The organism is Streptomyces sp. NPDC005494 (genome assembly GCF_042872025.1).
Taxonomy (GTDB): domain Bacteria; phylum Actinomycetota; class Actinomycetes; order Streptomycetales; family Streptomycetaceae; genus Streptomyces.
Genome location: NZ_JBIAJR010000009.1, coordinates 23,816 through 50,022, shown reverse-complemented (window position 1 = coordinate 50,022; position 26,207 = coordinate 23,816). Strand labels below are relative to the sequence as shown.

The 26,207-nt window shown below is 71.3% G+C and carries 22 protein-coding genes; 12 read left to right on the top strand and 10 right to left on the bottom strand.

All coding sequences use genetic code 11. The features are described from left to right. Positions 1 to 5 precede the first annotated feature (5 nt). Positions 6 to 1,037 carry a 2-oxoglutarate and iron-dependent oxygenase domain-containing protein gene (locus tag ACFYQ6_RS24600; RefSeq protein WP_361574872.1) on the bottom strand — a complete coding sequence of 344 codons (1,032 nt, stop codon included), beginning with the start codon at positions 1,035 to 1,037 and terminating at the stop codon, positions 6 to 8. A gap of 500 nt (positions 1,038 to 1,537) precedes the next feature. Between ACFYQ6_RS24600 and ACFYQ6_RS24595 the strand changes: the two genes are divergently transcribed. Next, complete coding sequence (locus ACFYQ6_RS24595) at positions 1,538 to 2,866, top strand: amidohydrolase family protein (protein ID WP_388764934.1); 1,329 nt, start codon at positions 1,538 to 1,540, stop codon at positions 2,864 to 2,866. Between the two features lie 31 nt (positions 2,867 to 2,897). Here the strand turns inward: ACFYQ6_RS24595 and ACFYQ6_RS24590 are convergent, their stop codons facing one another. The 4 genes from ACFYQ6_RS24590 to ACFYQ6_RS24575 are packed head-to-tail and all read right to left on the bottom strand — an operon-like array spanning position 2,898 to position 7,406. Further along, positions 2,898 to 4,373, bottom strand: coding sequence for a trifunctional class I SAM-dependent methyltransferase/NUDIX hydrolase/VOC family protein (locus tag ACFYQ6_RS24590; RefSeq protein WP_388764932.1), 1,476 nt, complete (start codon positions 4,371 to 4,373; stop codon positions 2,898 to 2,900). A gap of 34 nt (positions 4,374 to 4,407) precedes the next feature. Next, a complete protein-coding gene (locus tag ACFYQ6_RS24585; RefSeq protein WP_361574881.1) occupies positions 4,408 to 5,895 on the bottom strand; it encodes a tripartite tricarboxylate transporter permease in 1,488 nt (495 codons plus the stop codon). A 3-nt stretch (positions 5,896 to 5,898) separates the two neighbouring features. Further along, a complete protein-coding gene (locus tag ACFYQ6_RS24580) occupies positions 5,899 to 6,426 on the bottom strand; it encodes a tripartite tricarboxylate transporter TctB family protein (RefSeq protein WP_361574884.1) in 528 nt (175 codons plus the stop codon). Further along, on the bottom strand, positions 6,423 to 7,406 hold the full coding sequence (locus ACFYQ6_RS24575; RefSeq protein ID WP_361574887.1) for a tripartite tricarboxylate transporter substrate binding protein: 984 nt from the start codon (positions 7,404 to 7,406) through the stop codon (positions 6,423 to 6,425). The genes ACFYQ6_RS24580 and ACFYQ6_RS24575 overlap by 4 nt, the downstream gene beginning before the upstream one ends. 128 nt (positions 7,407 to 7,534) lie before the next feature. Here ACFYQ6_RS24575 and ACFYQ6_RS24570 point away from each other — a divergent pair, with 128 nt between their 5' ends. Both ACFYQ6_RS24570 and ACFYQ6_RS24565 read left to right on the top strand, forming a co-directional pair. Then, a complete protein-coding gene (locus tag ACFYQ6_RS24570; RefSeq protein ID WP_361574890.1) occupies positions 7,535 to 8,233 on the top strand; it encodes a response regulator in 699 nt (232 codons plus the stop codon). Between the two features lie 303 nt (positions 8,234 to 8,536). Then, positions 8,537 to 10,111: an alkaline phosphatase D family protein gene (locus tag ACFYQ6_RS24565; RefSeq protein ID WP_388764929.1), complete on the top strand. Its 1,575-nt coding sequence runs from the start codon at positions 8,537 to 8,539 to the stop codon at positions 10,109 to 10,111. Between the two features lie 198 nt (positions 10,112 to 10,309). On the opposite strand, the gene ACFYQ6_RS24560 is transcribed toward ACFYQ6_RS24565, so the two are convergent. Both ACFYQ6_RS24560 and ACFYQ6_RS24555 read right to left on the bottom strand, forming a co-directional pair. Then, the gene (locus ACFYQ6_RS24560) at positions 10,310 to 11,311 is read right to left on the bottom strand and encodes a tyrosinase family protein (protein WP_361574896.1); all 1,002 of its coding nucleotides are present in this window, start codon (positions 11,309 to 11,311) and stop codon (positions 10,310 to 10,312) included. A 1-nt stretch (position 11,312) separates the two neighbouring features. Continuing rightward, entirely contained in the window at positions 11,313 to 11,636 is a 324-nt protein-coding gene (locus tag ACFYQ6_RS24555; RefSeq protein WP_361574899.1) for a hypothetical protein, read from the bottom strand. A gap of 548 nt (positions 11,637 to 12,184) precedes the next feature. Here ACFYQ6_RS24555 and ACFYQ6_RS24550 point away from each other — a divergent pair. Next, positions 12,185 to 13,210, top strand: a complete 1,026-nt coding sequence (locus tag ACFYQ6_RS24550; protein WP_361574902.1) for a lytic polysaccharide monooxygenase — start codon at positions 12,185 to 12,187, stop codon at positions 13,208 to 13,210. Positions 13,211 to 13,260: 50 nt separating this feature from the next. Here ACFYQ6_RS24550 and ACFYQ6_RS24545 read toward each other — a convergent pair whose 3' ends face one another. From ACFYQ6_RS24545 to ACFYQ6_RS24535, 3 genes are all read right to left on the bottom strand, one after another. Beyond that, positions 13,261 to 14,148, bottom strand: coding sequence for an alpha/beta fold hydrolase (locus tag ACFYQ6_RS24545; RefSeq protein WP_361574905.1), 888 nt, complete (start codon positions 14,146 to 14,148; stop codon positions 13,261 to 13,263). 156 nt (positions 14,149 to 14,304) lie between these two features. Beyond that, positions 14,305 to 15,303, bottom strand: coding sequence for a hypothetical protein (locus ACFYQ6_RS24540; protein WP_361574908.1), 999 nt, complete (start codon positions 15,301 to 15,303; stop codon positions 14,305 to 14,307). Further along, a complete protein-coding gene (locus ACFYQ6_RS24535; protein WP_388764926.1) occupies positions 15,300 to 18,758 on the bottom strand; it encodes a DNA polymerase III subunit alpha in 3,459 nt (1,152 codons plus the stop codon). Before ACFYQ6_RS24535 ends, ACFYQ6_RS24540 begins: the two co-directional genes overlap by 4 nt. A 154-nt stretch (positions 18,759 to 18,912) precedes the next feature. Here ACFYQ6_RS24535 and ACFYQ6_RS24530 point away from each other — a divergent pair, with 154 nt between their 5' ends. The 8 genes from ACFYQ6_RS24530 (at position 18,913) to ACFYQ6_RS24495 (ending at position 26,206) form a co-directional block, all read left to right on the top strand. Further along, a complete protein-coding gene (locus ACFYQ6_RS24530; RefSeq protein ID WP_388764923.1) occupies positions 18,913 to 19,962 on the top strand; it encodes a DUF3533 domain-containing protein in 1,050 nt (349 codons plus the stop codon). Positions 19,963 to 20,150: 188 nt separating this feature from the next. Beyond that, positions 20,151 to 20,603, top strand: a complete 453-nt coding sequence (locus ACFYQ6_RS24525; protein ID WP_361574917.1) for a hypothetical protein — start codon at positions 20,151 to 20,153, stop codon at positions 20,601 to 20,603. A gap of 9 nt (positions 20,604 to 20,612) precedes the next feature. Beyond that, complete coding sequence (locus ACFYQ6_RS24520; protein ID WP_361574920.1) at positions 20,613 to 22,760, top strand: hypothetical protein; 2,148 nt, start codon at positions 20,613 to 20,615, stop codon at positions 22,758 to 22,760. Between the two features lie 154 nt (positions 22,761 to 22,914). Further along, positions 22,915 to 23,442 (top strand): hypothetical protein, encoded by a 528-nt coding sequence (locus ACFYQ6_RS24515; protein WP_361574923.1) that lies wholly within the window; start codon positions 22,915 to 22,917, stop codon positions 23,440 to 23,442. Between the two features lie 106 nt (positions 23,443 to 23,548). Continuing rightward, positions 23,549 to 24,061: a hypothetical protein gene (locus tag ACFYQ6_RS24510; protein ID WP_388764921.1), complete on the top strand. Its 513-nt coding sequence runs from the start codon at positions 23,549 to 23,551 to the stop codon at positions 24,059 to 24,061. Between the two features lie 359 nt (positions 24,062 to 24,420). Continuing rightward, a complete protein-coding gene (locus tag ACFYQ6_RS24505) occupies positions 24,421 to 24,918 on the top strand; it encodes a phospholipase (protein WP_356740306.1) in 498 nt (165 codons plus the stop codon). Between the two features lie 152 nt (positions 24,919 to 25,070). After that, positions 25,071 to 25,613: a hypothetical protein gene (locus tag ACFYQ6_RS24500; protein WP_361586576.1), complete on the top strand. Its 543-nt coding sequence runs from the start codon at positions 25,071 to 25,073 to the stop codon at positions 25,611 to 25,613. 44 nt (positions 25,614 to 25,657) lie between these two features. After that, on the top strand, positions 25,658 to 26,206 hold the full coding sequence (locus ACFYQ6_RS24495) for a YcxB family protein (RefSeq protein ID WP_361586579.1): 549 nt from the start codon (positions 25,658 to 25,660) through the stop codon (positions 26,204 to 26,206). Position 26,207 lies beyond the last annotated feature (1 nt).

Below are 26,207 nucleotides of genomic sequence, written 5' to 3'. Positions count from 1 at the left end.
AGGGGTCAGTCGCGCGGGGCGCCGGCGAAGTTCGCGGCGATGCGCTGCTTGATGTAGTCGCCCGCCGTGATCGGCGGGTACAGCCCCTGCGGGCTCTCGATGAGCACGTCCCGGTCGGCCTGTGCGAAGTAGGCGATGGACTGGCGTGCGCCGTGGTCGTCACCCGGGCCGGGCGCCTTGACCCGGTGGAAGTTGGACGGCAGCCGGTCGTCGCTCCACCGCATCAGCATGTCCCCGATGTTGCAGGTGATGGCGTCGGCGGTGGCGGGCACCGGGGTCCACTCCTGGGCGTCGCGCTCGGCGCCCGGGCAGACCTGGAGGCCGCCCTGGCCCTCCCGCTGGAAGAGGAGGGTGAGGCAGTCGAAGTCGGTGTGGGCGCCGGCCCGCCACCACACCCCGGAGCCTTCCGGGGCCTTCGGTGCCTCGAAGTAGTGGAGCAGGCGCAGCGTCGACTGGTGTCCGGCGCTGAGCGGATCGTGGGCGCGGGCGAAGAACTCCCGCTCCATGCCCAGCCGGTCGGCGAAGCAGGACAGCACCCGCATCGCCACCTCCCGGCAGTGCGACTCGAAGGCGAGGACGGTGTCGCGGAATCCGGCCACCTCCTCGTCCGCGGGCCACAGCCCTGCCATGCGCGGCCGGGTGAGCTGGTAGGACTCCTTCTCGTCGGGAATGCCGACGGACGGCCGCACCTGGCTGCGGTGTTCCCAGCCCGCGTTCGTGCCCGGCGCCATCGCGTACCGCTGCTTGGTCCCGGCGGGCAGGGCGAAGAACGCCGCCGCGGCCTCGAAGGCGGCGTCGGTCTCCTGCGGGGTGATGCCGTGCCCGGTGATCTGGAAGAAGCCGATGTCGGTCGCCGCTTCCCAGAGCTGGCCGGTGATCTCGGCACGCCGCTCCTCGAAGCCGGTGAGGTCGATGCGGCGGATCTCGCGCCGGGCGGTCTCCGCGCCGAGCCCGCCCATCGCCGACTCCCGGTCGAGTTCGACCATGGCGGCGGTGGCGGGTCCGGTCGGAGCGGTGTGCTGGGTGTCCTGTCCCATCGCGGTGTCTCCCTGTGCGCTTGTCGCGGGTGTGGGTGCGAGGTGCAGTCACCGCCCCTGCTCCTCGTCCGCAGCCGTACGGAACCGGTTGCCCGGGTCCGTACGGGGCCGCGGCTGCGCCCGCCGGGGGCCATGAGGGCCGGGAATCCGGTGCGCGGCTGGCACGACCTGTGTCGTACGCGATGGATCCGAGCCTGCCCGGAGCGTGTTGCGGACGCGTATCGGCGCGTTACGCACAGGTTCCGATCCGGCGGCGGGGACGCGTCGCGGGCGCGCAACGGGGCGGAAACAAAGGGTGTCTACCGTCGGGGCCGCACCGGTCATGGCTGCAACGGCCGGTGTGCGCCGCCACCTCCGCGCGGGGACCTCGCCGGGCGCCGGCGGCGCGAACCAGCCGTCCCTTCCCCTGCTTCGATCCGAGGAGGAGCGATGGCACACGGCTGCCTCGTCCCACATCCTGCCCGCCCCGGGCTCCGCACCGCTCCCGAGGGGGTGACGCTGTGACGCACATCGACCTCGTCACCGACGTCACCGTGTGGAGCCGGGGGGCGTGGCTGCCCGGGCAGGACGTGGAGATCACGGACGGCAGGGTCGCCTCGCTCCGGCCCACGGGCAGTGTGCCCGTACCCGAGGGCGCGCGCGTCCTGGACGGTACGGACGGTCATCTGATCCCGGGGCTCGTGAACACGCACACCCATCTCCACCAGGCCCGGATGCGCGGCATCGGTGAGGGGCAGCCGCTGCTCGCCTGGCTGCATCTGGTCGGCGAGGAGACCGTGGACCTCACCCCGGAGCAGGCGTACACGGCCGCTGCGGCGGCGGCGCTGGAGGCACTGCGCAGCGGGACCACCGCCCTGGTCGAGCACATGTGGCCCCATCCCTCGGCCGAGGTCCATGACGCCGTGCTGCGCGCCCTGGACGACTCCGGCATCCGTGCCGTGCTCGGCCGGGGTGTGTGCGACCGGCCCGACCCGACACGCCGCTGGGGCATGGACCCCCGGCTGATGCAGCCTCTCGACGAGGTCTTCGCGCACATCGACGCCCTGGCCGTGGCGGCGCGCTCCACCCGGATCGGGGTCGGCCTCGCGGTTCCCAACCCGCGCACGCTGACTCCCCGGGGCATGCGGGAGGTACGGGCGTTCGCCGAGGAGCGCGGCATGCCGGTCTCCCTCCACCTGCTGGAGACCCCGACCGACGAGGTCATGTGCCGTGAGCACGCGGGGCTGGGCGCGGTGGAGTATCTGGCGGAGGCCGGCTTCCTCTGGGACAGGCTGCTGGCGGTGCACTGCGTCGAACTCGACGCGGCCGGGCAGCGGGCCCTCGCCGCGCACGGCGTGGCCGTCTCCTACAACCCGCTCAGCAACATGCGGCTGGGCAGTGGCATCGCGCCGGTCCCGGACTTCCTCGCGGCGGGCCTCCGGGTCGGCATCGGCGTGGACGGTGCGGCGAGCAACGACACACAGGATGTGATGGAGGCCCTGCGGATCGGTTCCTACCTCCAGCGGGCCGCACGCCGCCAGGCCGATCTGCTGGGCTTCGAGGAGATGCTCGCGATCGGTACGGACGGGGCCAACGCCGCCCTGGGGCTGGAGTCCAGGCCGCTCGGGATCGTGCCGGGTGTGCAGGCCGACCTGGTGCTCCACCGCTTCTCCCGCGACTACGCGGTGCTCCCGGTGCGCGACCCCGGTGCGACCCTGCTGACCTGTGCGGGGGGCCGGACCGTCGCGGCGGTGCTCGTCGACGGGGAGGCGGTGGTCGTCGAGGGGCGCAGCACCCGGATCGCGGAGGAGGACCTCGTCACGAGGCTGCTCGGAGGCGCGGTGGGCTGACCCGGGCCCGGGGCGTACGAGCGGGGTGCCCTCACGGGGCGACCAGTTCCACCTCGAATCCCGCGCTGTTCACCAGATACGCCGCGTAGTGCCCCCCGTCGGCGCCCGGGACGCCGCCGGGCACGAGCGGCTGCCAGCCGTGTCCGGGAGCGCGTGCGGCCAGGGCGTCCAGGGTGGCGCGGTCCCGGACGTGGAACGCCAGGTGGTTGAGGCCCGGGCGCAGTCTGTCGTGCGTCCCGCCGGTCAGGTCGGGTGAGTGCTCGGCCACCACGTAGAGGTCGCCGCGCCGCCAGCTGCGGCCGTGGGCCCATTTCTGGTACGGGACATGCCCGAGTTCGCCGAGCAGCCAGCCCCATTCCGCCTCGGCCTCCGCCAGGTCGGGGACCCACAGCTCGATGTGGTGCACCCGGCCGGTGGGGGCCGCCGCCACCGGCAGCGGGACGGCGCGCCGAGGTCCCTCCGGGGCGTAGGCGACGGTGTCGCCGTCCTCGTGCCAGTGGATGAGGAAGCGCTCCTCCGCGCGGTATCCGTCGAGTCCCGCCCGGCAGTACGCCACGATGTCGTCCGGCAGCGCGTCCAGGGGGTACCAGGCGAGCTCGGAGCACTTGTCCGGCTCCGCGTTGCGGGGCGGGCGCGCGGGGTCGAGGTGCGCCTCGAAGAACCATCCCATCCTCGGGTTACCGCCCGGTCCCCTGTGCTGCATCACCAGGGCGACCCGGAGCTCGTCCGGGTCGAGGACGATCCCGATCTCCTCGGCCGTCTCGCGCACCATCGCCTCCCGGACGTCCTCGCCCTCCTCGGCGTGGCCGGAGGGGGCGTGCAACAGTCCGTCCGCGTATCCCGTGCCGGCGCGCCGGGCGAGCAGCACCTCGGAGCCCCGGCGCAGGATCAGGTGGACGTCGACGACCTCGGCGTGCCTGCGCGGGGGTTCGGCGCGGGCCACCAGGGCGTACCGCTCGTCGTCGACCTCCTTGCCCCAGAGCGTGGCGTCGCCGGAGAGCGGCTCGTGGTGGACGCGCTCCGTGTGCTCGGCCAGGAGGGCGGTGAGACGGGCCGCCGAGAGGCCGGTGCCGCCCCACACCCCTTCGATCAGCACCAGCCGTCCGCCCGGACGCAGCAGCGAGAACCAGTGCCGCAGGGCGGCCGCGGGGTCGGGCAGCAGCCAGACCACGTGCCGGGCGAGGATCACGTCGAACCGCTGGTTGCCGACCGGCGGACGGCCGGCGTCGCCGACGAGCACCTCGGCGCCGGTACCGGCCAGCTTGTCCCGCGCCCGCTCGGCCATGCGCGGTGACCGGTCGACCGCGGTGACCCGGTGCCCCTGACCTGCGACGAGCAGGGACAGGCTTCCGGTGCCGCATCCGAGGTCGAGCACCTCGGAGCGGGCGGGGGGCAGCCAGGTCTCCATCCGGCGTGCCCAGGCGCTGCGGACCACCGGGTCCAGGAGCCCGTGGTCGGGCTCGTCGTCGAAGGACTCGGCGGCGGCGTCCCAGTCGGTCGTGGTCATACCCACGATTGTCGCAGCCGCCGCCGACAGCCCGTCACGTCCTGTCGCGTCCCCTCACCTTGCTCACCAGCGGCCACAGCAGGATCACCGCGACGATCGCGTAGACGGTCACGGAGAAGGGGGTGTCGACCAGACCGGTCACGCTGCCGTCGCTGATCTGGAGGGCGCGCCGCAACTGCTGTTCGGCGGAGGGGCCGAGGATGACGGCGATGACGGCCGGGAGCACGGGAAGGCCGTACCGCCGCATACCGAAGCCGATCAGTCCGATCACCAGCAGGATCACCAGGTCGACGGCCTCTCCCCCGACCGCGTAGGCACCCACGGCCGCGAAGAACAGGATGCCCGCGTAGAGGTAGGGGCGCGGGATTCGCAGCAGCTTCGCCCAGACCGGAGCCAGCGGAAGGTTCAGCGCGAGCAGCAGCACCATGCCGACGAAGAGCGAGGCGATGAGGCCCCAGACGAGCTCGGGTTCGCGCTCGAACAGCAGCGGTCCGGGCTGGATGCCGTACTGCTGGAAGGCGGCCAGCATGACGGCGGCGACGGCCGTGGTGGGCAGTCCGAGGGTGAGCATGGAGACCAGGGTCCCGGCGGCGGAGGCGGAGGCCGCCGCCTCCGGTCCGGCGACGCCCTCGATGGCGCCCTTGCCGAACTCGTCCCGGTGCCTGGACAGCCGCTTCTCGGTGACGTACGAGAGGAAGGTGGGGATCTCGGCCCCGCCGGCCGGGATCGCGCCGAAGGGGAAGCCGATGAAGGGCCCGCGCAGCCACGGCTTCCAGGTGCGCCGGACGTCGGGCTTCCCCAGCCAGGGGCGGCCGACGGGGATCGGCTTCCCGCTGGAGCGGCGCAGGTGCGCGGCGACCCAGAGGGCCTCCCCGATGGCGAAGAGCCCGACGGCGACGATGACCACGTCGATGCCGTCGGCCAGTTGGAGCGAGCCGAAGGTCAGGCGCTGCTGGCCCGTCATCTGGTCCAGGCCCACGAGGCCGATGGTGAGGCCGATGAGGAGCGAGGCGAGGCCGCGGATCCGCGAGGAGCCCAGGACCGAGGTGACGGCGATGAAGGCCAGCACCATGATGGCGAAGTAGTCGGGTGCGCCGATGTCGACGGCGAGCGACGCGACGGTCGGGGCGAGGACGACCAGCAGGATCGTGCCGATCATGCCGCCGGCGAAGTGGCCGATGGCCGCGGCGGCCAGCGCCTGGGCGCCGCGTCCCGCCTTCGCCATCGGGTTGCCCTCGATCGCCGCGACGACGGCCGCGCTCTCCCCCGGGGTGTTCAGGAGGATCGAGGTGGTGGAGCCGCCGAACATCGCGCCGTAGTAGATCCCGGCGAACATGATGAAGGCGCCGGTCGGTTCGAGTCCGTACGTCACCGGCAGCAGCAGGGCCACGGCCATGGCGGGGCCGATGCCGGGGAGCACGCCGATCGCCGTGCCGAGCAGGACGCCGAGCGCCGCCCAGAGCAGGTTGACCGGAGTGAGCGCCGTGCCGAAGCCGTCGACGAGGGAGTTGAGGGAATCCACGGGTCAGAGCACCCCCATCAGCGGGCCGCCCGGGAGGGGCACCCCGAGCAGGTTGTCGAAGACGAAGTAGGTCACCAGGGAGAGCCCGGCGGCGATGAGCGGGTCACGTTCGTGGTGGCGGCTGCCCAGTGCGTACGCGGAGCCCCAGAAGAGCAGCGCGCCGGAGATCGGGAAGCCGAGCGGGCCTATGAGGGCGGCGAAGGCGAGGAAGACGCCGGTGAGCAGGGCGACGGTGCGCCGGTCGGCGGGTTCGGCGAGGTCGACGTCCTCGCCGCCCTCGGCTTCGCCCCGACCGCCGCGCAGCACGTCGACGGCCAGCAGGACGGCCACGGCGAGCAGCCCTGCGCCGACGGCGATCGGGACGGTCCTGGGGCCCACGGGCCCGCGCTGGGTGATGTCCACGTCCATCGTGAGGGCGTCGGTCAGGACGAGGGCGCCCAGGACGAGCAGGATGACGCACACACCGAGTTCGGAGTGCTCGCGCAGCCAGGCGCGTGCGGTGGCGGGCCGGGGCCCGGTCTCGTCCGTCACAGTCCCAGCTCCTTCAGGACGGTGGCGACGCGGCGGTCCTGGGCGTCCAGGAAGTCGCCGAAGTCGTCGCCGGTGAGGAAGGCGTCGTCCCAGCCGTTCTTCTTCATGGAGTCGCGCCACTGCTTCGAGTCGTGCAGCTCGCTCACCAGGCCGATGAGCTTGTCCCGTTCGGAGTCGGAGAGTCCGGGCGGCGCGACGATGCCGCGCCAGTTGGTGAAGTCGGTGTCGAGCCCCGCCTCGCGGAGGGTGGGCGCGTCGAGGCCCGGGACCCGCTTCGGCCCGGTGACGGCGAGCAGGCGCAGCTCACCGGCCTCGATCTGGTCGAGGTACTCACCGACACCGGAGACGCCGAAGCCGACCTTGTTGCCGAGGATGGAGGCGAGAAGCTCGCCGCCGCCGTCGAAGGGGATGTAGTTGACCTTCGCGGGCGCGATGCCCGCGGCCTTCGCCATCAGCATCGGCGCCAGGTGGTCGGGGCCACCGGGCGAGGAACCGCCGCCGACCGGGATCTTCCCCGGGTCCTTCTTCCAGGCGGTGAGCAGCTGGCCGATCGTCTCGTACGGGGAGTCCTTCGCGACGACCACGATGTCCTGCTCCTCGGTGAGCCGGGCGATCGGGGTGGTGTCGGCGAGGGTCGTGGCCGACTTGTTGGTGTGGACGGCGCCGACGACGCCGAGGCCCATCGACATGGCGAGCTTGCCGTTTCCGTGCTCGGCGGCCAGCCGGGTCACGCCTACGGTGCCGCCCGCGCCGGGCAGGTTGAACACCTCGATGCCGTGGGTGAGTCCGGCGTCCTCGGCGTTCTTGGCCGCGGTGCGCGCGGTGATGTCGTAACCGCCGCCGGGTGTGTTGGGGACCATGAAGCGCAGTCCGGGGATCTGCGTGCCGGTGCCGGAGCCGCTGCCGGTGGAGAGCAGGGGCGGGCCGACGACCACCAGCAGCGCTGCCCCGAACAGGGCGAATGGAGTGCGCAGTCGCACCGGATGCCGCCTTTCGAGCCGTGTGTGCGTGTGAGGTGGCCCACATGTTGCCTGCGCGACGGCAAGCTGTCGCCGTTCCGGAATCAATGGACGTTGTGGTCCTTGTGGTCGCGCCCTAGCGTGTCGGGGTGACGAAAGTGCTGGTGGTGGACGACGACTTCATGGTCGCGAAGCTGCACAGCCGCTACGTGTCCGCAATGGACGGTTTTACGGTGGTGGGCGTGGCCCACACGGGCGCGGAGGCGCTGCACGCGGCCCGCCTGCTCCGCCCCGACCTGGTCCTCCTCGACATCTACCTCCCCGACATGGACGGCATCCAGGTCCTGCGGGAACTGCGCGCCACGGAGGAGCGGGAGGGGAACACGCACAGCGCCGACGCGCTCTTCATCACGGCGGCCCGCGAGGCCGGGGTGGTGAGGGCGGCCCTGCGGGCCGGCGCCCTGCACTACCTGATCAAGCCGTTCCACCGCACCGCCCTGCAGGAGCAGGTCCAGCACGTGGCCTCGCTGCGCAACCGTCTGGACGCGCTGGACGAGGAACACCGGGAAGCCCGCCAGGAGGACGTGGACCGCATCTTCGGCACCCGCCCCCCTGGCTCCCGCGAACTCCCCAAAGGGCTGGCCGCGCACACGGCGGACCTGGTCGAACGGATCCTGCGCGAACACCCCGCGGGGCTCTCGGCCTCCGAGTGCGCCGAGGCGGGCGCCCTGTCACGGGTCAGCGCACGCCGCTACCTCGAGTACTTCGCGGAGACGGGGCGGGCCGAGGTGTCGCTGCGGTACGGCGGGACGGGCCGGCCCGAGCGCCGTTACCGCGCGGTGTCCTGAGCCGCCGGCCGCATCAGCCGGGGTGTCTCGCGCGGCGCGCGTGAGCCGCCCGGCCGCATCAACTGCGGTGTTTCGCACGACGGTGCCCTGAGCCGCCGGCCGCATCAGCCGGTGTGTTTCACGCGGCGTGGTGAGCCGACCCGCCGCATCAACTGCGGTGTTCCGCACGGTGCCCTGAGCCTCCGGCCGCACTGGTTGCGGTGTTCACGTATCGCTCGGCAACCGGTCATGCGTTACGCGTGAGCATGACATCAATTCCCGGCAGCGTGTCCGAGGTTGGCGCAGATCGACCGAGGAGGACCCGTGATCGCTCATTCCGTGTCCCGCAGGCAGATGTTCGGCTACGGCGGTGCGACGGCCGTCGCACTGATGCTCGGGACGGGGGCGTGGGACACCCGGTCCGCGTACGCCGCGCCCACCCTGAAGGGGGACCCCTTCACCCTGGGTGTCGCCTCGGGCGACCCGACGCCGGACGGCGTCGTGCTGTGGACACGCCTGGCCCCCGACCCCTTCGCGCAGGACGGTCTCGGCGGGATGCCCGCCACGCCGGTGCGCGTGCAGTACGAGGTGGCGCTCGACGAGCGCTTCCACCGGGTGGTACGCCGCGGCAGCGTCGTCGCGACCCCCGAACTGGCGCACTCCGTCCACCCCGAGGTGCACGGGCTCGCCCCGGACCGCACGTACTGGTTCCGCTTCAAGGCCGGCTCCGCGATCTCACCCGTGGGCCGTACGCGCACCACTCCGGCCCCCTCGGACTCCCCGCGCGACCTGAAGTTCGCCTTCGCCTCCTGTCAGGCGTGGCAGGACGGCTACTTCACCGCGTACCACCACATGGCCCAGGAGGACCTCGACCTGGTGGTGCACCTGGGCGACTACCTGTACGAGTACGGGGTCAAGACGAACAAGCGCGGGGTGAGCACCGATCCGAAGTTCCACACGGAGACCCTCGACCTCGCGCGCTACCGCCTGCAGTACGGCCTCTACAAGTCCGAGGCTCCCCTGCGCGAGGCGCACGCCGCCTTCCCGTGGATCATGACGTTCGACGACCACGAGGTGGAGAACAACTGGGCGGACGAGACCTCCGAGAACGACGAGGCCCCGGAGACTTTCCTGCTGCGCAGGGCCGCCGCCTTCCAGGCGCTGTACGAGCACGCGCCGCTGCGCCGGGCGCAGTTGCCGAACGGCTCCGACGTACAGATGTACCGCAGGCTCTCCTACGGCCGGCTCGCCGACTTCACGATGCTCGACACCCGCCAGTACCGCGACGACCAACCGTGCGGCGACGGCTCCTCGGCCGACTGCGACGAGCGCTTCGGCACGGACCGGACCCTGCTCGGGGCCCGGCAGCGGGACTGGGTCCTCAAGGGCTTCAGCCGCTCGCAGGCCCGCTGGCAGATTCTCGGCAACCAGGCCCCGATGGGCCAGACCGACCAGGACCCCGGCCCGGCCACGAACGTCTTCATGGACCCCTGGGACGGCTACGTCGCCGAGCGCAACCGGCTGCTGGCCGAGGCGGACACCTGCGGGGTGCGCAACCTGGTCGTCATCACGGGCGACCGCCACCAGAACTACGCGTGGGACCTCAAGCGCGACTACAGCGACCCCGGGTCGGCCACCGTCGGCTCCGAGTTCGTGGGCACCTCGATCACGAGCGGCGGCGACGGTGCCGACATGACGGCCCAGGGCCGGACGTTCCTCGACGCGAACCCGCACATGAAGTTCTTCAACAGCCAGCGCGGCTACGTGCGTGTCACGGTGGACCGCGAGCGGTGGACGAGCGACTTCCGCGTCCTGCCGTTCGTGACGAAGCCGGACGCTCCGATCAGCACGCGCGCGAGCGTGGTCGTGGAGGACGGGACGCCGGGGGTCCAGGTCTGACCCGGCCGCGCCGCCACCGGGCACCGAGGACTCCGGCGACGCCGGGAATCGGCCTGGGGGAACTCGTCCTCACCCCTGACCGCCCCTCGGGCGCCGCACGGGACGCGGTCCTGGGGGGACGGTCGGGAGCGCGGCGCCGCGGGCAGGCGGCGCGCCCTCGGCGCCGGTTCGACGCGACGGTGGACGCGGAGTTCGCCCTCAGGGGAGGTGATCGTAGGTGTAGCGCCTGCTCACATCCAGCATGTACCGCGGCGTGAACTGCTGACTGCCGGGGAAGTTGAGGATGTCGTCGATCCGTTCACCTCCGTACGGAGGGTCCGGGGCTGTCGTCGGGGCGTAGAGGCGGCTGTACTGCTGCATCCAGCTCTCCCAGATCCGGTCCACATTGCAGTGATGCAGGTAGAACACCGGATCGTTGGGGGAGCTCGAGGGATCCATGTCTCCGCCGATCCACTGGTGGACCTGGTTGTGCATCCAGGGGCGCCCTTCGGGGAGCCAGCCTTCGAGCCGACCGCGGAACCCGTCGGAGCCGGCACTGAAGTCGAGTGTGTCGTACCGGTCTTCCGGGTTGATGCCGGGAGGCGTGTAGCCGAGAGTGGCTTTCACGTCCGCGCTGTCCGGCAGCGTCGCCCAGCCATCGGGCGGCTTCCGGGCGAACTTCCGTTCCAGTCCCCGGCCGTCACCTCCCCCGGCCTGCACAGGTTTTCCGTCGACGTCGCTCTCGATGCGGACGGTGAAGCGGTCCAGGTCATGCTCGTAGTAGCCGAACGGCCCGTCGGTGACGGGTACGCCCTGCCCGCCCATGTAGGCGTCCGTCCAGATCTGGGCATCGATCGGTGAGCTGTTGTCGCCGTCGACCGACCAGTCCCAGTACGGCAGAGCGAACTCCGGGTTGTCGAGCACCCGCCGCATGTTCCCCTCCAGGCTGATCAGCATGAGCCGGTGCCACGGCAGGAAGACCGGCCCCCGGTGTGCGGCGTTGCGCAGCGACGGATCGCCGTTCCGCGGGATGGCCAGATTCGTCGCGCCGATATGCGCGATCACGAGCACGTCGTAGGTGGACACCGGGTTGCTCGGGCCGGGAATGCCGAAAGCCTTGGTGGTGTACCGGGTGAGCTCCTTCTTGAGCAGGAAGACGCCGGTGAGGAACTCGTTCAGCGAGCTTTCGTCGGACAGCACGTTCTTGCGGACCGGAACCATCTCAGCTGCCTCCCCCGAAGTGGTGGGGGTAGGCCGACATCAACGCCCGCACGGCGTCCAGGGCCGAAGTGAACTGGTGATAGGGCAGACCGGGGCTGTACAGCGTGCCCCCGTCACCGACGTGCAGCCGGGCCGGCACGGATGTCCCGTCCACGGTGAGGTCGTAGGTCGTGGTGAGGGTGATCCTGTGACCCTCGTGCTGCGCCGTGCGAACCGACTGCGACGGGCTTTGCGTGTGCTCTCGCCCTGACAGGTCCGACTCGGCCAGGTACCGTGCGAGCGGGTCCGGCGTGGCGAGTTCTGCGGCATCGATGTCTGGTGTCATGACTGACTCCCTGATGACGAGGTGCTCCCCAGGAACCGGGGAGTGGGCCCCCCTTCCGTCTCCACGATCCCCGCACGGGCCGGGGCCGGCCACTCGGCCGTTCGGGCGAGAGGTGCGCGCCTCGGGCTCGCGCGCCCGGACCGACCGGTGGAACAGCCGTGGCCCCCTGCCCGCCGACGCGGACCGTCCGCCAGGGAGACAGGACACCCCCACCGGCCGGCCGTCCCCTGTTCCCCGGACGTGCCCGGCTTCTGTTCGGCCCGACCAAGCACGACGCCCGGCGGCAGCCTCACGGAGGTCACCGACGCGAGGCAGACGGGCCGTCATGCACTCCTGGGTGGCCCCGTCCCCCGAGGGCCGGTCCGTCCGGCGGGGGCCCTCGACGGGCGCTTCCTGAGCCCTCCCCTAACCTCCCCTTAAGCGCACCATAACGATCCTCACCTGCGCCTTTTCACGCCCGAATCCCCTCTCGGCGGCGGCTAGCTTGCTGATCACCAGACCTGGTCACCAGCAGCCAACAGCCGTGCCGCCGAAGGAGAACCACCACCATGGCCGTCATCACCACCGCTCGCCGCGGGCTCGCCGGAAGCATCGTCGCCCTCGGTGTCACGCCGCTCGCGCTGACCGGGCTCCTTGCCGCCCCGGCCGCCGCACACGGTTCGCTGAGCGATCCGGTCAGCCGGGTCTCGGCCTGTTTCGCGGAGGGCCCGGAGAACCCGCAGTCGGCGGCGTGCAAGGCGGCGGTGGCGGCGGGCGGGACCCAGGCGCTGTACGACTGGAACGGGGTGAACATCGCCAACGCGGCGGGCAACCACCGTTCGCTGATCCCGGACGGCAAGCTGTGCAGCGCGGGCAACGACAAGTTCAAGGGGCTCGACCTGCCGCGTGCCGACTGGCCGTCCACGCCCATGGAGGCGGGCAGCCACACCTTCCGGTTCCGGGCCACCGCGCCGCACAAGGGCTCGTTCGAGCTGTACCTGACCAAGGCGGGCTACGACCCCACGCAGCCCCTGAAGTGGTCGGACCTGGAGGAGAAGCCGTTCGCCACGGCCACCGACCCGACCTTGGAGAACGGGTCGTACGTCTTCGACGGCACCGTGCCGCAGGCCTCGGGGCGGCAGTTGATCTACACGGTCTGGCAGCGGTCGGACTCCCCCGAGGCCTTCTACGCCTGCTCCGACGTGGTCTTCGGGGGTGGGAGCGCCGGGGGCGGCACCACCGAGGAGGCCCCGGCGCCGGTCGCCTCGGCCCCGTCCGACGAGGAGATCGACGAGGGCGCCGACAAGTCGTCCGTCGAGCACGACGGCCACGGCGACGACGACGCCTCGACCAATGCCGAGGTCACCGAGGCGGCCGCCCCGGCCGAGGAGACCGAGGCGAACGCCCCCGAGCCGAACAACGTCGCCGCGTCCGCCGCTTCCGGGGCACCCGCCGGTGACGTGCTCGCCGAGACGGGTGGCAGCAGCAGCACCTCGTACCTCGCGATGGGCGGAGCCGCCGCGCTGGCCCTCGGTGCGAGTGCCCTGTTCGTCTCGGTCCGGCGACGGGCCTCGGGCGGCGCGCACCGCGCCTGATCCCGCGTCCGCCTGGTCCCTGGGAGCTTCCGGGGGCCAGGCGGGGTGCCTCAGCCGACGGCCGAGGCGCAGTTCGTCGGGGTGGCACGCGCCGGGTCGAGGGCGTTCGCCACCTCGTGGAAGGCGATCCGGTCGACGGTCCCGATGGCGACGTGCTCGGACAGGTCGACCGGGCACAGGTCCTGGAGCAGGACGTTGCGTACGTTCGGCCCGTCCAGGTACTGCGTGCGGTACGGGGTCACGACCTCGTCGTACCGGGTCGCGATGACGGTGTAGCGGACCCCGGGCACGGTGTCCCCGCCCGCGTTGAGCTTCGTGAGGAAGGCCGAGCCGGCGATCTGGTCGGCGAGGCCCGGGGTGTTGGCCGTGAGGAGGTCCTCGGCCCCGGGGAAGTACGGGAGGAGCGCGGTGAGGCCGAGGAGCGTGGTGCCGTGGTTGTCGGGGGCGATCCCGATGAGGGCGTTGACCTTGTCGGCGCCGCCGAGGAACTTCAGGTAGTGGTTGGGCATCATGCCGCCCTGGGAGTGGCCGACGAGGTCGGCCTCGGGGGCGCCGGTGGTGCCGAGCACCTTGTCGACGAACACGTCGAGCTGTTCTGCCGACTTGTCGATCGGGCCGAGTCCGTTGAAGAACGGCACGCCCGGGAGCCGGCCGTAGTCGAGCGAGAAGACGCAGTAGCCCCGGTTGACGAGGTAGGGCGCGAGGACCAGCCAGTTGTCGATCGAGTTCCCGAAGGTCCCGTGGACGAGGACGACCGGGCGGGGGTGGGCTGCGGAGGGCTTGCAGGAGTAGTCGTTCCAGCCGCGGGACGGGGCGGCGGATTCGGCCGCGGTCGCGGTCGCCGTGGGGGCGGCGAGGAGCGCGGTGAGGGTGAGGATCAGGGCGGCGAGCGTCCGGCGTGCGCGTGGGGGGCGGGGGGCACGGGTCCAGGGCAGCATCGGGTGGTCTCCTTGCGGCTCAAGGGAGTGGCGATGTCGGTGCGCCCTGCGGTCCGGACCACAGCGAACTACGTTCTCTACGTGCTCATGCCAAATTACGCATGAGTAAGGTCGCTCGGGAAGTTACGCGTCGGTAAAAAGATTTCGGCGTCAGGGTCAGGCGGCGAGCCGCCCCGGCTTCACCGCCTGCGGGCCGAACCTGGCCCGCAGCTTGTCGGAGACCGCCTCGATCTGCCGCGCCCGTTCGTCCACGGGGTCGAAGGTGAGCTGGTGCGCGGCCCGTTCCGCGTCGTGGAGCCCCTCGGCCCGCAGCCCGACCCCCCGCACCCGCGCCCGCTGGAGCGCGAACGAGTCCTGGATCCGGTACGCGAGCGAGGTGAGCGCCGCCGAGTGCGCGGTGGGCTCCGGGAGCGTACGGCTACGGGTCAGCGTCGCGTAACCGGTCCGGTCGGCGTACCGCACGGACACCGCGAGCGAGCGGCACACCTGCCCGTCGGCGCGCAGCCTGGCGCCCAGTTCCTCGGTGAGCGAGAGGAGCGCGCGGCGGTGCTGCTCCGGGTCCAGCTCGTCCCGGGGGAAGGAACGCTCGGCGGCGATCGAACGGGCCGCCGCGTTCGGTACGACCCGCGCGCGGTCGATGCCGTTGGCCCGCTCCCACAGCTCGCGGCCGGTCCGCACCCCCGTGATGCGCTGCAGGGTGGCGAGCGGGGCGGCGGCGATCCGGCCGATGGAGTCGAGTCCGTATCCGCACAGGGTGCGCGCTGTCGCCGCCCCGACACCGTCCAGCGCGGCGGCGGGCTTGGACGCGAGGAAGCCGGCGTGCTCACCGGGGGCCACCACGAAGGTGGTTCCGGCCGTCGCCTGCCGCGCGGCCATCCTGGCCAGCATGGGGTTGGAGGCCGCCCCGATCGCGCAGTCCACGCCGTGCAGGGCGAGGGCGCGGACCCGGATCACGGAGGCGAGGCCCGCCACGTCCTGCCCGAAGTAGCGCAGCGCGCCGCCGACATCGGCGAGCGCGGCTCCGGGCGGGGCCGCCTCGACGACCGGGGTGAACGCCCCGAGCAGGGCGAGCAGTCCCTCGTACTCCGCGCTGTCCGGCAGTCCGCCGCCGATCCGGCGGAACCGCAGGCACAGGACGGCCGGCTGGTCGTTCATCCCGCGCTCCCCGGGCTCTGGTGCCACAGTTTCCTTCCGGTGGGCGCCCCTTCGCCGGCAGGCTGGAGATCGGACCAGGGGTTCATCTCGTAGCCGGTGGGCAGCTGGATGCGGCGTCCGGGTTCCTCCTCCTTCTCCTCCTGCGCGGCGGGTTCCTCCGCGAGCCGCGCCGCGACGGCGTCCAGCCCGCCGGTGCGCCGGAGTTCGGCGAGCTCCGCCAGATTCCAGGCGGCCGATCCCACCACGCTCATGCTGCGGGGGCCACGCCGCTGGACCACCCCGCGCACCAGCAGCAGCCAGGAGTGGAAGACGGTGTGTGCGCAGGCGGCGTGGCTGTCGTCGAAGAACGCCAGGTCCACCAGGCCCGTTCCGTCGTCCAGGGTGGTGAAGATGACCCGGCGCCCGGAACGTATCGGAGGCGTCTGGGTGGCCGCCTTGGCACCCGCGACCAGCACGGTCTCCCCGTGCCTGGCCTCCCGCAGCCGCTTGGCGGAGACCGCGCCGAGCTCCTCCAGGAAGGCGTGGTGGTCACCCATCAGATGGCGCGACACGTCCATGCTGAGGACGCCGAGCTCGGCGCTGAGGCGTTCGGCGTCGTTGAGGTCGGGCAGTCCGACGGTGCCGGTGCGGTGCCCGCCGCCGAGCGGGAGCTGGGCGCCCGCCGCACCGGACCCGGAACCCCGCTGGGCGCGGTGGAGCTCGGACAGGTGCAGCAGCAGATCCCTGCGGTTGCCGCCGAAGGCGTCCAGCGCGCCGACCTGGGCCAGGCGTTCGGCGGCCGGTTTCCCGGGCCTGGCCCGCTGCCAGAAGTCCAGCAGGGAGCTGTAGGGCTGTCCGGCCTCGATCCGTGCGACCTCGGCCTCACTGATGCCGTGGACGTCCGAGAGAGCCAGCCGCAATCCCCATTTGTCACCGTTGTCGCCAGACACCAGTTCGATCCTATGGGCGGCCGCCGACCGGTTCACGTCCAGCGGCAGCACCGGCACCCCGCGCCGCCGGGCGTCTGCGAGCAGCAGCCGCTTCGGGTACATCCCGGGGTCGTGGGTGAGCAGCCCGGCGTAGAAGGCCGCCGGGTGGTGCGCCTTGAGCCAGGCCGACTGGTACGTCGGCACGGCGAAGGCGACGGCGTGCGCCTTGCAGAAGCCGTAGCTCCCGAACGCCTCGATGATCTCCCAGGCGCGGGTGATCACCTCGGCGCCGTACTTCCGCTCCGCCGCCCGCTGCGCGAACCAGACCCTGATCCGGGCCTGCGACTCGGGGTCGGAGAGCCCGCGCCGCACACGGTCGGCCTCGCCGCGTCCGCAGCCGGTCATGATGTTCACCATTTCGATGATCTGCTCGTGGAAGACGACCACCCCGTAGGTGTCGCGCAGCGCCCCCTCCAGGTCGGGGTGCGGGTAGCGCACGGGCGCGCGGCCGTGTCTGGCCTCGATGAACGGCCGCACCATGTCGGCGGCGACCGGCCCCGGCCGGAACAGCGAGATGTCGACCACCAGGTCGTGGAAGGTGGAGGGCTGGAGCCGGCCGACCAGGTCGCGCTGGCCCGGCGACTCGATCTGGAAGCAGCCCAGCGTCTCGGCGCTCCTGATCAGCCGGTACGTCTCCGGGTCGCCCGGCGGTACGGCGTCCAGGTCGACGTCCTCGCCGGACGCCCGCTTCACCTCGGTCACCGCGTGCGCCATCGCCGACTGCATCCGCACGCCGAGCACGTCGAGCTTGAGCAGCCCGAGGTGTTCGACGTCGTCCTTGTCGAACTGCGCCATCGGGAAGCCCTCGCCACTGGTGGGCATGACCGGGGTACGCCGCAGCAGCGAGTCGTCCGAGAGGAGCACCCCGCACGGGTGCATGGCGATTCCGCGCGGCAGGGCGTCCAGCGACTCCACCAGATCCCAGAGCCGCCCGTACTTCTCCTTCCGCCCGGCCACGGCGCGCAGTTCGGGCAGTTCCTCCATCGCGGCGCGGGCGTCCCTGGCCCGGATGTGCGGGAAGGCCTTGGCGAGCCGGTCGATCTCGGCGGGGTCCATGGAGAGCGCGGCGCCGACGTCGCGGATGGCGTGGCGCACCCGGTAGGTCTCGGGCATGGAGACGGTCGCGACCCGTTCGGCGCCGAAGCGGCCGATGATCGCGCGGTAGACGTCCAGACGCCGCGCCGACTCGACGTCGATGTCGATGTCGGGCAGCACGAAGCGCCGCTTGGACAGGAACCGCTCCATGAGCAGCCCGTGCTCGACCGGGTCGGCGTGGGCGATCCCGAGCAGGTGGTTGACCAGGGAGCCGGCCCCTGAGCCGCGCGCCGCGACCCGTACGCCCATCTCCTTCACGTCGTCGACGACCTGGGAGACTGTCAGGAAGTAGGTGGCGAAGCCGTGGTGGGCGATGATGTCCAGCTCGTGGTGCATCCGCTCCCAGTAGTCGCGCCTGTGTTCGTACCCCCGCCGCATCATGCCGGCGGCGGCGCGGGAGGCCAGCACCCGCTGGGCGGTACGCCGGCCGGCCCCGACCAGACGCGGCTCGGGGAAGTGGACCCCGCCCAGGCCCAGGTCGCCCGCGGGATCGACGCGGCAGGCGTCGGCGGTGGACCGGGTCTCCGCGAGCAGCCGCTCCCCGGCTCCCCGCCCGAGCCCCGCGGCGGAGGTGATCCGCTCGGCGGCCTCCCGCATCGCGCGGGCGTCCTTGAGCCAGCGCTCCCCGCTGTCGAGAGGGGAACGGCGAGGGTCGACGGGCACGAGCCTGCGGGCCGAGTCGAGTACGTCGGCGACCGGCCCCTGCCCGGGGTCGGCGTAGCGGACGGCGTTGGTCAGCACGGCCCGGACCCCCTGTTCGGCGGCGAAGCCGACGGTGCGGGCGGCGAGCCGCAGCGATCCGGGGCCGGTGCCCTCGCGGCCGTGATGGACGGCTTCGAGACGCAGGGCGTCGCCGTAGATCTCCCGCCAGGGTGCGAGCAGGGCGGCGGCCCGGTCGGGCCGGCCGGCGGCCAGCGCCGCGCCCACCTCGGAGGCGGGGCCGAGCAGCACGGTGAGCCCTTCGGCGGGCAGTGCCTCCCGGCCGACCAGCGGCTGCCCGGCGTCCGGGGCTCCGGGGCCGGCGGCGTGGGCGGCGGTGACCAGCCGGCACAGTTCGGCCCAGCCGTCCGCGCCGTCCCGGGCGAGAAAGGTGACCCGGGGTGCGGATTCGTCGACAAAGGCACCTCCGCGGGCCGGGGTGCGCGGCCGGTGCGTACGCCCTTCGCCGCCCGTCTGCCGCGCCACCGCGAGCTCCGCTCCGAAGAGCGGCCGGATCCCGGCCTTCTCACAGGCCCGGGCGAAGCGGACCGTGCCCGCGAGGCTGTCGCGGTCGGTCAGCGCGAGGGCGTCCATGCCCCGCTCGACGGCGCGCTCGACCAGCCGCTCCGGGTGCGAGGCCCCGTAGCGCAGGGAGAACCCGGAAACGGTACGCAGATGCGTGAACCCGGGCATCCGCACCTCCTGGACCGATCCGTACTCACCACCCCTCGCTCTCCACCATAGACCAAGTTTCGAACGTTCGTACGATAACCGAGCGCGCGGCCACTCTCCGCCATTCGGCCCGTCCCCGCCTGCGCGTGCCGCGCCCTCCCCGGACCGTGGGGGCATGACTTTCGCTGACGAGGTGAAGAACGCCGTCACCGCACGGGCCGCACTGCTGGTCATCGGCGTACTGGGACTACAGCTGCTGTTCATCGCCTCCTACGTCGGCGCGCTGCACAGGCCGGACCCGACGGACGTCCCCTTCGGCGTGGTCGCCCCGCAGCAGGTGTCTGGGCAGCTCGTCGCCCAGCTGGACGGGCTGCCGGGCGGCCCTCTCGATCCACGCGCGGTGTCCGGCGAGGCCGAGGCCCGCCGGCAGATCCAGAACCGCGACATCGACGGGGCCCTGGTCGTCAGCCCCAGGGGTACGGCCGACACCCTGCTCGTCGCCTCCGGCGGCGGCACCGTGCTGGCCACCTCCCTGGAGGCGATCATCACCGAGGCGGAGGCGCCCCAAAAGCGCTCGGTGCGCACCGTGGACGTGGCACCCGCCTCCCCCGACGACTTCGACGGGCTCTCCTCGTTCTACCTGGTCGTGGGCTGGTGCGTCGGCGGCTACCTCTGCGCCTCGATCCTGGCGATCAGCGCGGGCACCAAGCCCGCCAACCGGCAGCGCGCGCTGATCCGCACCGCGGTCATGGCGCTGTACTCGATCGCGGGCGGGATCGGCGGGGCGGTCATCATCGGGCCGGTCCTCGGCGCGCTGCCGGGCAGCGTGTGGGCCCTCGCCGGGCTGGGCGCCCTGGTCGTCTTCGCCGTCGGCATGATCACACTCGCCCTGGAGGCACTCACCGGCATCGTCGGCATCGGTCTGGCCGTCCTGCTCATCGTGATCGCGGGCAACCCGAGCGCGGGCGGCGCCTTCCCGCTGCCGATGCTGCCGGACTTCTGGCGGGCGATCGGGCCCGCCCTGCCGCCGGGCGCGGGGACCTGGGTGGCCCGCTCGATCGCGTACTTACACGGCAACGCGGTCACCGGCCCCTTGCTGGTGCTCTCCGCCTGGGCGGTCGTCGGCACGGCCCTGACCCTGCTCCTCTCGATGCGACGCCGCACCACGGAGGCCGGCGGACCTTCCTCGGCCGCCGGACCTCTTCACGGATCCCACACCCCGTGACGCTTCTGCGAATTCGCGGCACGGAAGGCGACCGCGCCCCAGGGCATCCGTGACGGTGGGGGCCTGCCGTACGGCGCGACCGAGGTCCGTTACATGTGCAACGCCACGTGGGCCCAGGGCTCAGGTCACTCGGTAGAGTGATCACGCCTGAACAGTCCGGCAGTGAGTGGCAGCAGCAAGGGGGACCCGTGTCGTTCGAGGAAGAGTGGGCTCAGCAGAAGGACGTGGTGGCCGAGCGCCACTCGTCGCAGACGCGGTTGAACCAGCTCCCCGCCGACCAGGGGGCCACCCCGCAGCCGCCGTTGCTGGGCAGCAGCAGTTCCCCGGACCTGGCGACCACGCCCGCCAAGAAGAAGAAGGCGGCGAACAGCATCGAGAACAACATCGAGCCGGGGACCAGGACCGCCGCGAACGCCGCGGACGAATCCGTGAGCGGCGCCATAGCCGAGTTCAAGGGCTGGGAGACCGCCACGGGGCTCAAGAAGGCCCACGAGCAGTGGGACGAACAGGTCAAGCGGCTGATGAGCCGGCTGAGCCAGGAGAAGTCGGCGCTGCGCAACACGGCGATCCTGTTCACCAACAACGACTTGGACACCGAGGCCGGTTTCGCCCCGGTGAAGTCCAAGGTGTCGGGTATTTAGGGGGAACCGATGCCGACGTACGAAGAGATCACGCAGATCAAGCTGTCCACGCTCACCACGGCCGCGGACGGCTGGAAGACGATGGCGAGCAAGTTCAAGACGCTCGAGGACCTGTACGAGGACGACGTGCAGAGCATCTCCAAGGGCCAGCTCTGGACGGGCGAGAGCGCCTCCATATCCTCGACGAACTTCTCGGTGACGCGCAACGAGTACGACGCCGCGCAGAAGGAGGCCAAAGCCATGGAGTCGCTCCTGCGCGACGCCCATGGCCAGCTCACCGAGCTGATAGGCCGGGTCACCTCCGCCGTCGCCGAGGCCGAGAAGGCCGGGATGAAGGTCTCGGGCCAGGGCGTCGCGAGCTACGACTTCAGCGAGGTCGACGCGAAGACGAAGTACAGCATCCAGCACGACCCGGATCTGCCGAACGTGGAACGCTCCTACACGCAGAAGATCGCCGACGCCGTGCAGGCCGTGACGGAGTACGACCACGACATCAAGGTGGCTCTGCTCCAGGCTTCGGGGGCCGACAAGCCGGGGCCCTTCGGCTTCAACGCGAAGCCGGTCGACGACGTCGAAGCCGTCGAGGCGCTCAACCTCACGGAGAAGGTCCGTTCCGGCGACGCTTCCGAGAAGGAGCTGAAGCAGTACCGGGACATCATGAACGAGAACTCCAAGGACAAGCATTTCAGCGAGGCCTACATCCACGGCCTCGGCGCGAAAGGCACCTTGGAGCTGGCCGACAAGATGGAGCTCGCGGCCAACGAACGGGGCGCTTCGAAGGCGGACCAGAAGCTCTACGACTCGATCAACACCAGCCTGGCGAACACCGTCGCCTCGGGCACGAAGGACCCGACGAGCTACGCGTACAAGCCCTTCGTCGAAGGGCTCAAGGACGTCGGCACGGACAACATGGGCGACAACCTGCGGCCGGTCAACGGCTACCAGACCGCGGTCACCCTCATGCAGCACGGCAACGGTTACGGGAAGCAGTTCCTCAACGACGTCGCCGAGGACGTCATCGCCGCGGAGAAGGCCAACCCGAACGTCTGGCTGCACCACGTCGACTCCAGCCGCCCCACGCTGGAGAACGACCCGCTGGACGGGCTCCTGGGCATCATGAGCAAGGACCCGGACTCGGCGACGTACTTCCTCGACCCTGAGGCTGAGGGGAACAAGAACGACCACCTGAAGTACCTGCTGACGGAACGCAAGGAATGGCCCGACGAGTACTTCTCGGGCCCCGGCGCGGTCATGGACATCGAGGACCAGGGCAAGGCCACGGGGCTGGGAGCGGCCATCCAGGCCGCCACCACCGGGCACGAGCCGGGCGAGAAGCTGGGCGAGGCGGGACCGCACAGCGAGGGCCAGGCGCGCGTCATGCACAACGCCATCCGTTACCTGGACAGCGAGATGGGCGGCGACGAGTTCCCCGAGGACCTGGAGAACCTGCGCCAGCCGATGGCCAAGGCGATGGCGGACTATGTGGCCGACACGCACATCATCCTCGGCGGCCAGGAGTCGGACTACGGGGGCGTCTCCGGCAACGACTCCATCCACGGGTCCGGCGACAAGGCGCACATCGCCGTAGGCCAGGGAAGTCTCATCCGTGTCATGCGGGGCATCTCGGACGACGCGCCGTCCTATTCACTGCTGTACGAGGCGGAACGCGCCTACTCGGCCGAGGTACTGGCCGATGCGCCGGACTTCCAAGGCGACAGCCGGCACGGAGCCAGTTCGGACTGGAACCACCGCACACATCAGATCGGCACGGCCATGGGGGCCTTGAACGGAATCGGCGCCGATGTCTACCAGGACAAGGAGGACGACAAGACCGAGTGGGCGGAGGACACCGCCGAGTACTCGGCCATCGGGGCCAACGGGCTCATTGGCGAGATCCCTGTTGTGGGCACCGTGGGTGGTGCGTTGATCGATTCACTCAAGTACGACTGGACCAAGGATGTCGTCGAGGAAGCCGAACAACAGGGCAAGCAGGACTCCAGCGAGAACTACGGCAAAGGCATGGACGGAACCACCCGCCTGGTCGACGCATGGGGCAAGCAGAGGGGAATCAAAGGTGACGGACCGTTCAATGAGGCGAAGGACGATGCGGGCAACGGATATGTCATCGGGAGGGATGCCGCAGAGGCACACCTCTGAGCTCCAGGCTCCTCTCCGGTTCCGCGGAGGGCGGGCACTCACCACCGTGGCCCTCCTCTGCCTCGCCTCGACCGCATGCACGGCGGATACCGAGGCTGCCCCCGAGCCGCCACCGTTCTGCGACGTACCCGCGTCCTCTCCCGAGGGAGAACTCGTGCGCGATCAGCTGAAGGCACAGGAGCTCAAGTCCACCATCTTCGCGGAGGCATCGGACCTGGCCGAGGGCATGCGGGAACGGCTGACAGAGGACCTGAGCAGTACAACAACGGCCCAAACCACCTGTTCGTTCGCTCCGCGAGACACCGTCGGCGCCAAAAGACTGCGCATCGAGTTCGCCTGGGCCCCACGCGACGCCGGGACGGACGACACGAACCGGCTCCCGGGTCCGCTCAGCCACTACGCCGTGAACGGTGCAGTGGCAGAAGCCAACGACATCAGCTCCCACCTCAGGGTCGAGTGCGTGCTGCGAGGAACAGACAGGGAGGCGTCGCAGAAGGTTCTCCTCCAGGGCGAAGCCTCCAACACCCTGCTCAAGGGGACCGACGTCCAGCAGAAGACGATCGACCAGCAGGTCACCTTCCTCTACCTCATGACCCGCCGCGCCACCGAGGCACTCGGCTGCGAGAACGACCCGCTCTCGAAGGACCCCGTGGTCAAGGCGTCGCCCACGCCCGCCGCCTAGGGTTCGGGCCGGTCGTGGAAACCGGCGGGCAGGCGGTCGCTCTCCCCGGGTACTGTCTGCTCGTTCGGGACGGGCCCCACGTCAGGGGCCGTGCGGGAGGGGTGGCATGAGCGGTACGGGGTCGGTCGACAGCGGGTGGAAGCTCAGCGGCGAAGAGGGCGGGAGACTCGCGGGCCGGTGGTGGAAGTGGGCGCTGTCCGCCCCGGAGGGCCGCAGCCCGGTCGAGGACACGACGGGTGAGCACGCCGCGTGGAACCAGCCGGACGACCTCTGGTTCCTGGCCGGCACCTACGGTGGCCGTGTCGTACGACGCTGTGCGCTCCCCTCGGACCGGCCGGTCTTCTTCCCGGTGCTCAACATGCAGCACACCCGCTCGTATTCGAGGGTGCCCCGGTCCATGCCGGTGGCGGAGGCCACTGCCTCGCTCAACGGCATCCCGTTGCCGTTGCAGGAGTTCACCGCGCCGTTCAGGACGGGCCTGACGCAGCGCTACGCATGGGGGATCTGGGGAGGCGTGGCGCCGCTGATACCCGGCCAGTACGTACTGGAGATCAAGGCCAGGGCCACGAACGGCTTCTGGGTCGACACCACGTATCACCTGGAGTCCGAGGCCGCCTGACCACGGGCACGCCGGGGGGCCGACCGGTCGTGGGACCTCGGTGGACGGCGCCCGGGCCCCCCGGGTGCGGGAACACGCCGCGAGCGACCCCGCGCCGGGCCGGGGCCACAGCCGGGTGGGGACGACGACAGGACCGCGGTCGGCGGTGGACGGCGTCCGGGCAGCAGACCGCGGGCCCGGCCGTTCCGCCCTTGCGCATGAGCCGACAGTGAGAACGCGCTGCGCACCCCCGACGCTTTGGCATCTACCTGACGAAGCCCTGGGCATGGCAGGTACATGGCGTCATTCTTGGAGCGGCCTCGCGCGATCGGCGAGGAGCACGGCCGGCACAACCCCCTCACACCCCTCGGAGGTTGCTCATGCGTCGCCGCTTCACCGTCCCGCTCGCCGCAGTCACCCTGTCGCTGCCGCTCGCCCTGATTCCCGCCGCGTCCGCTTCGGCAGTCCCGGCAGACAAGCCGCAGGTCCTCAGCTCCTGGACCCAGACGAGCGCGTCCAGCTACAACGCGTGGAACACGGCCCGCAACAACCAGGGAGCCTGGGCCGCGTACGGCTTCAACTGGACGACGGACTACTGCAGCACCTCGCCCGACAACCCGTTCGGCTTCCCCTTCCAGAAGGCCTGCGCCCGCCACGATTTCGGCTACCGCAACTACAAGGCCGCAGGGACGTTCTCGGCGAACAAGTCCCGCATCGACTCCGCGTTCTACGCGGACCTCAAGCGCGTCTGCGCCGCCTACACCGGCGCCCAGCTGACCGCCTGCAACAGCACGGCCTGGACGTACTACCACGCGGTGGACATCTTCGGCGTCGCACCGGCCAAGGCCGACCCCGCCGGCCTGTCCCGAGCCGCCTGACCCAGGCCGCCTGACCCAGACCCGTACGACCGGTCCGGGCGTCGACGACCCTCCCGGCGCCCGGACGGAAGACACGACCGGCCAGGTGGGCGACGGTCCCCTCCCGCTACGATCACGGCCCACCGCGAAGCAGTTCAGGGAGAGGCAGGGCCGTGACAGAAGGGCTGAGCAGCACCACCGAGGACGCCCGCGTGGAGCTGCGGTACGAGTTGGGCCAGGCGGACTGGTCCGACGCGTTCCGCGCCCGTGGGCGGGCGCATGGACTCAGGGGCCGGCTGCGAGGACTGGCCGGGCCCGTGTTCCTGGTGGCTGTTGTGTGGCTCCTGTCCCGCGACGCACTCATGGCGGGATTCGCCCTCCTCGGCGGCCTGTCGGGGCTCGCCCTCAGAACACGTGTCCTGGCCGGGCGGCACGCCAGGGTGGGCGCCTCGCTCGGGCAGTGGAACGTGACCGTCTCCGACTCCGGCGACGGCGTGCGGTTCGGGTGCACGGACATGGAGACCCGCCGGGGCTGGCGGAGTCTCGGCGGATACGTGGAGAGCGCCGCCGGATTCGTCCTGCTGTCACCCGCGCCGCACCTCCTCGTCGTGCACTACCTGCCGAAGCGCGCCATGGGCAGGGACACCGTCGACCGGCTGCGCGGCACACTCGGCCGTCACCTTCCTGCCCGCGGCTACCGTCCGCCCCGGCACTGACGTTCGATAGGCTCCCCGGGATTTTCGAGGAACGGGGAGAAGCCATGGACGAGGGCCGCAGCACCAGAGGCGTCGACGGCGCCGCGGGCGAGGAGCACGCCGAAGTCCGGTTGACGTACCGGCCCGAGCCGGCGGACACGCTGGCCGGCCTGCGGGTGCGCGAGCGGATCAAGCGGACCGGGCTGGTGCTGCGCTGGGTGTTCCTCGCCCTGTGGGTGGGGCACTGGCTGTTCAGCACCGTGCGCCACGGGAACGCCGACGTGGTGTCGACCGTCCTGTTCGTGTTCGTCGTCCTGGTCCTGTGGGGATACCCGCGCATCCAGGCCGCCCACGTACAGCGGCTCGTCGGCTGGCAGGGCGAGTACCGCGTCACCGTTTCCTCGGCCGGTATCACCTGCGCCAACGACCACAGCACCCTGTTCCAGCAGTGGGTCTTCTTCCGGGGCTACCGGGAGACGGCCGGCCACTTCGTCCTGATCAGCCGGGACCCCAACATCATGTGTCTCGATGTCCTCCCCAAGCGGGGCGCCCACGAGGCGGGAGAAGTGGACAGGCTGCGGGCCCTCCTCGACGAGCACACCGCGCGCGTCTGAC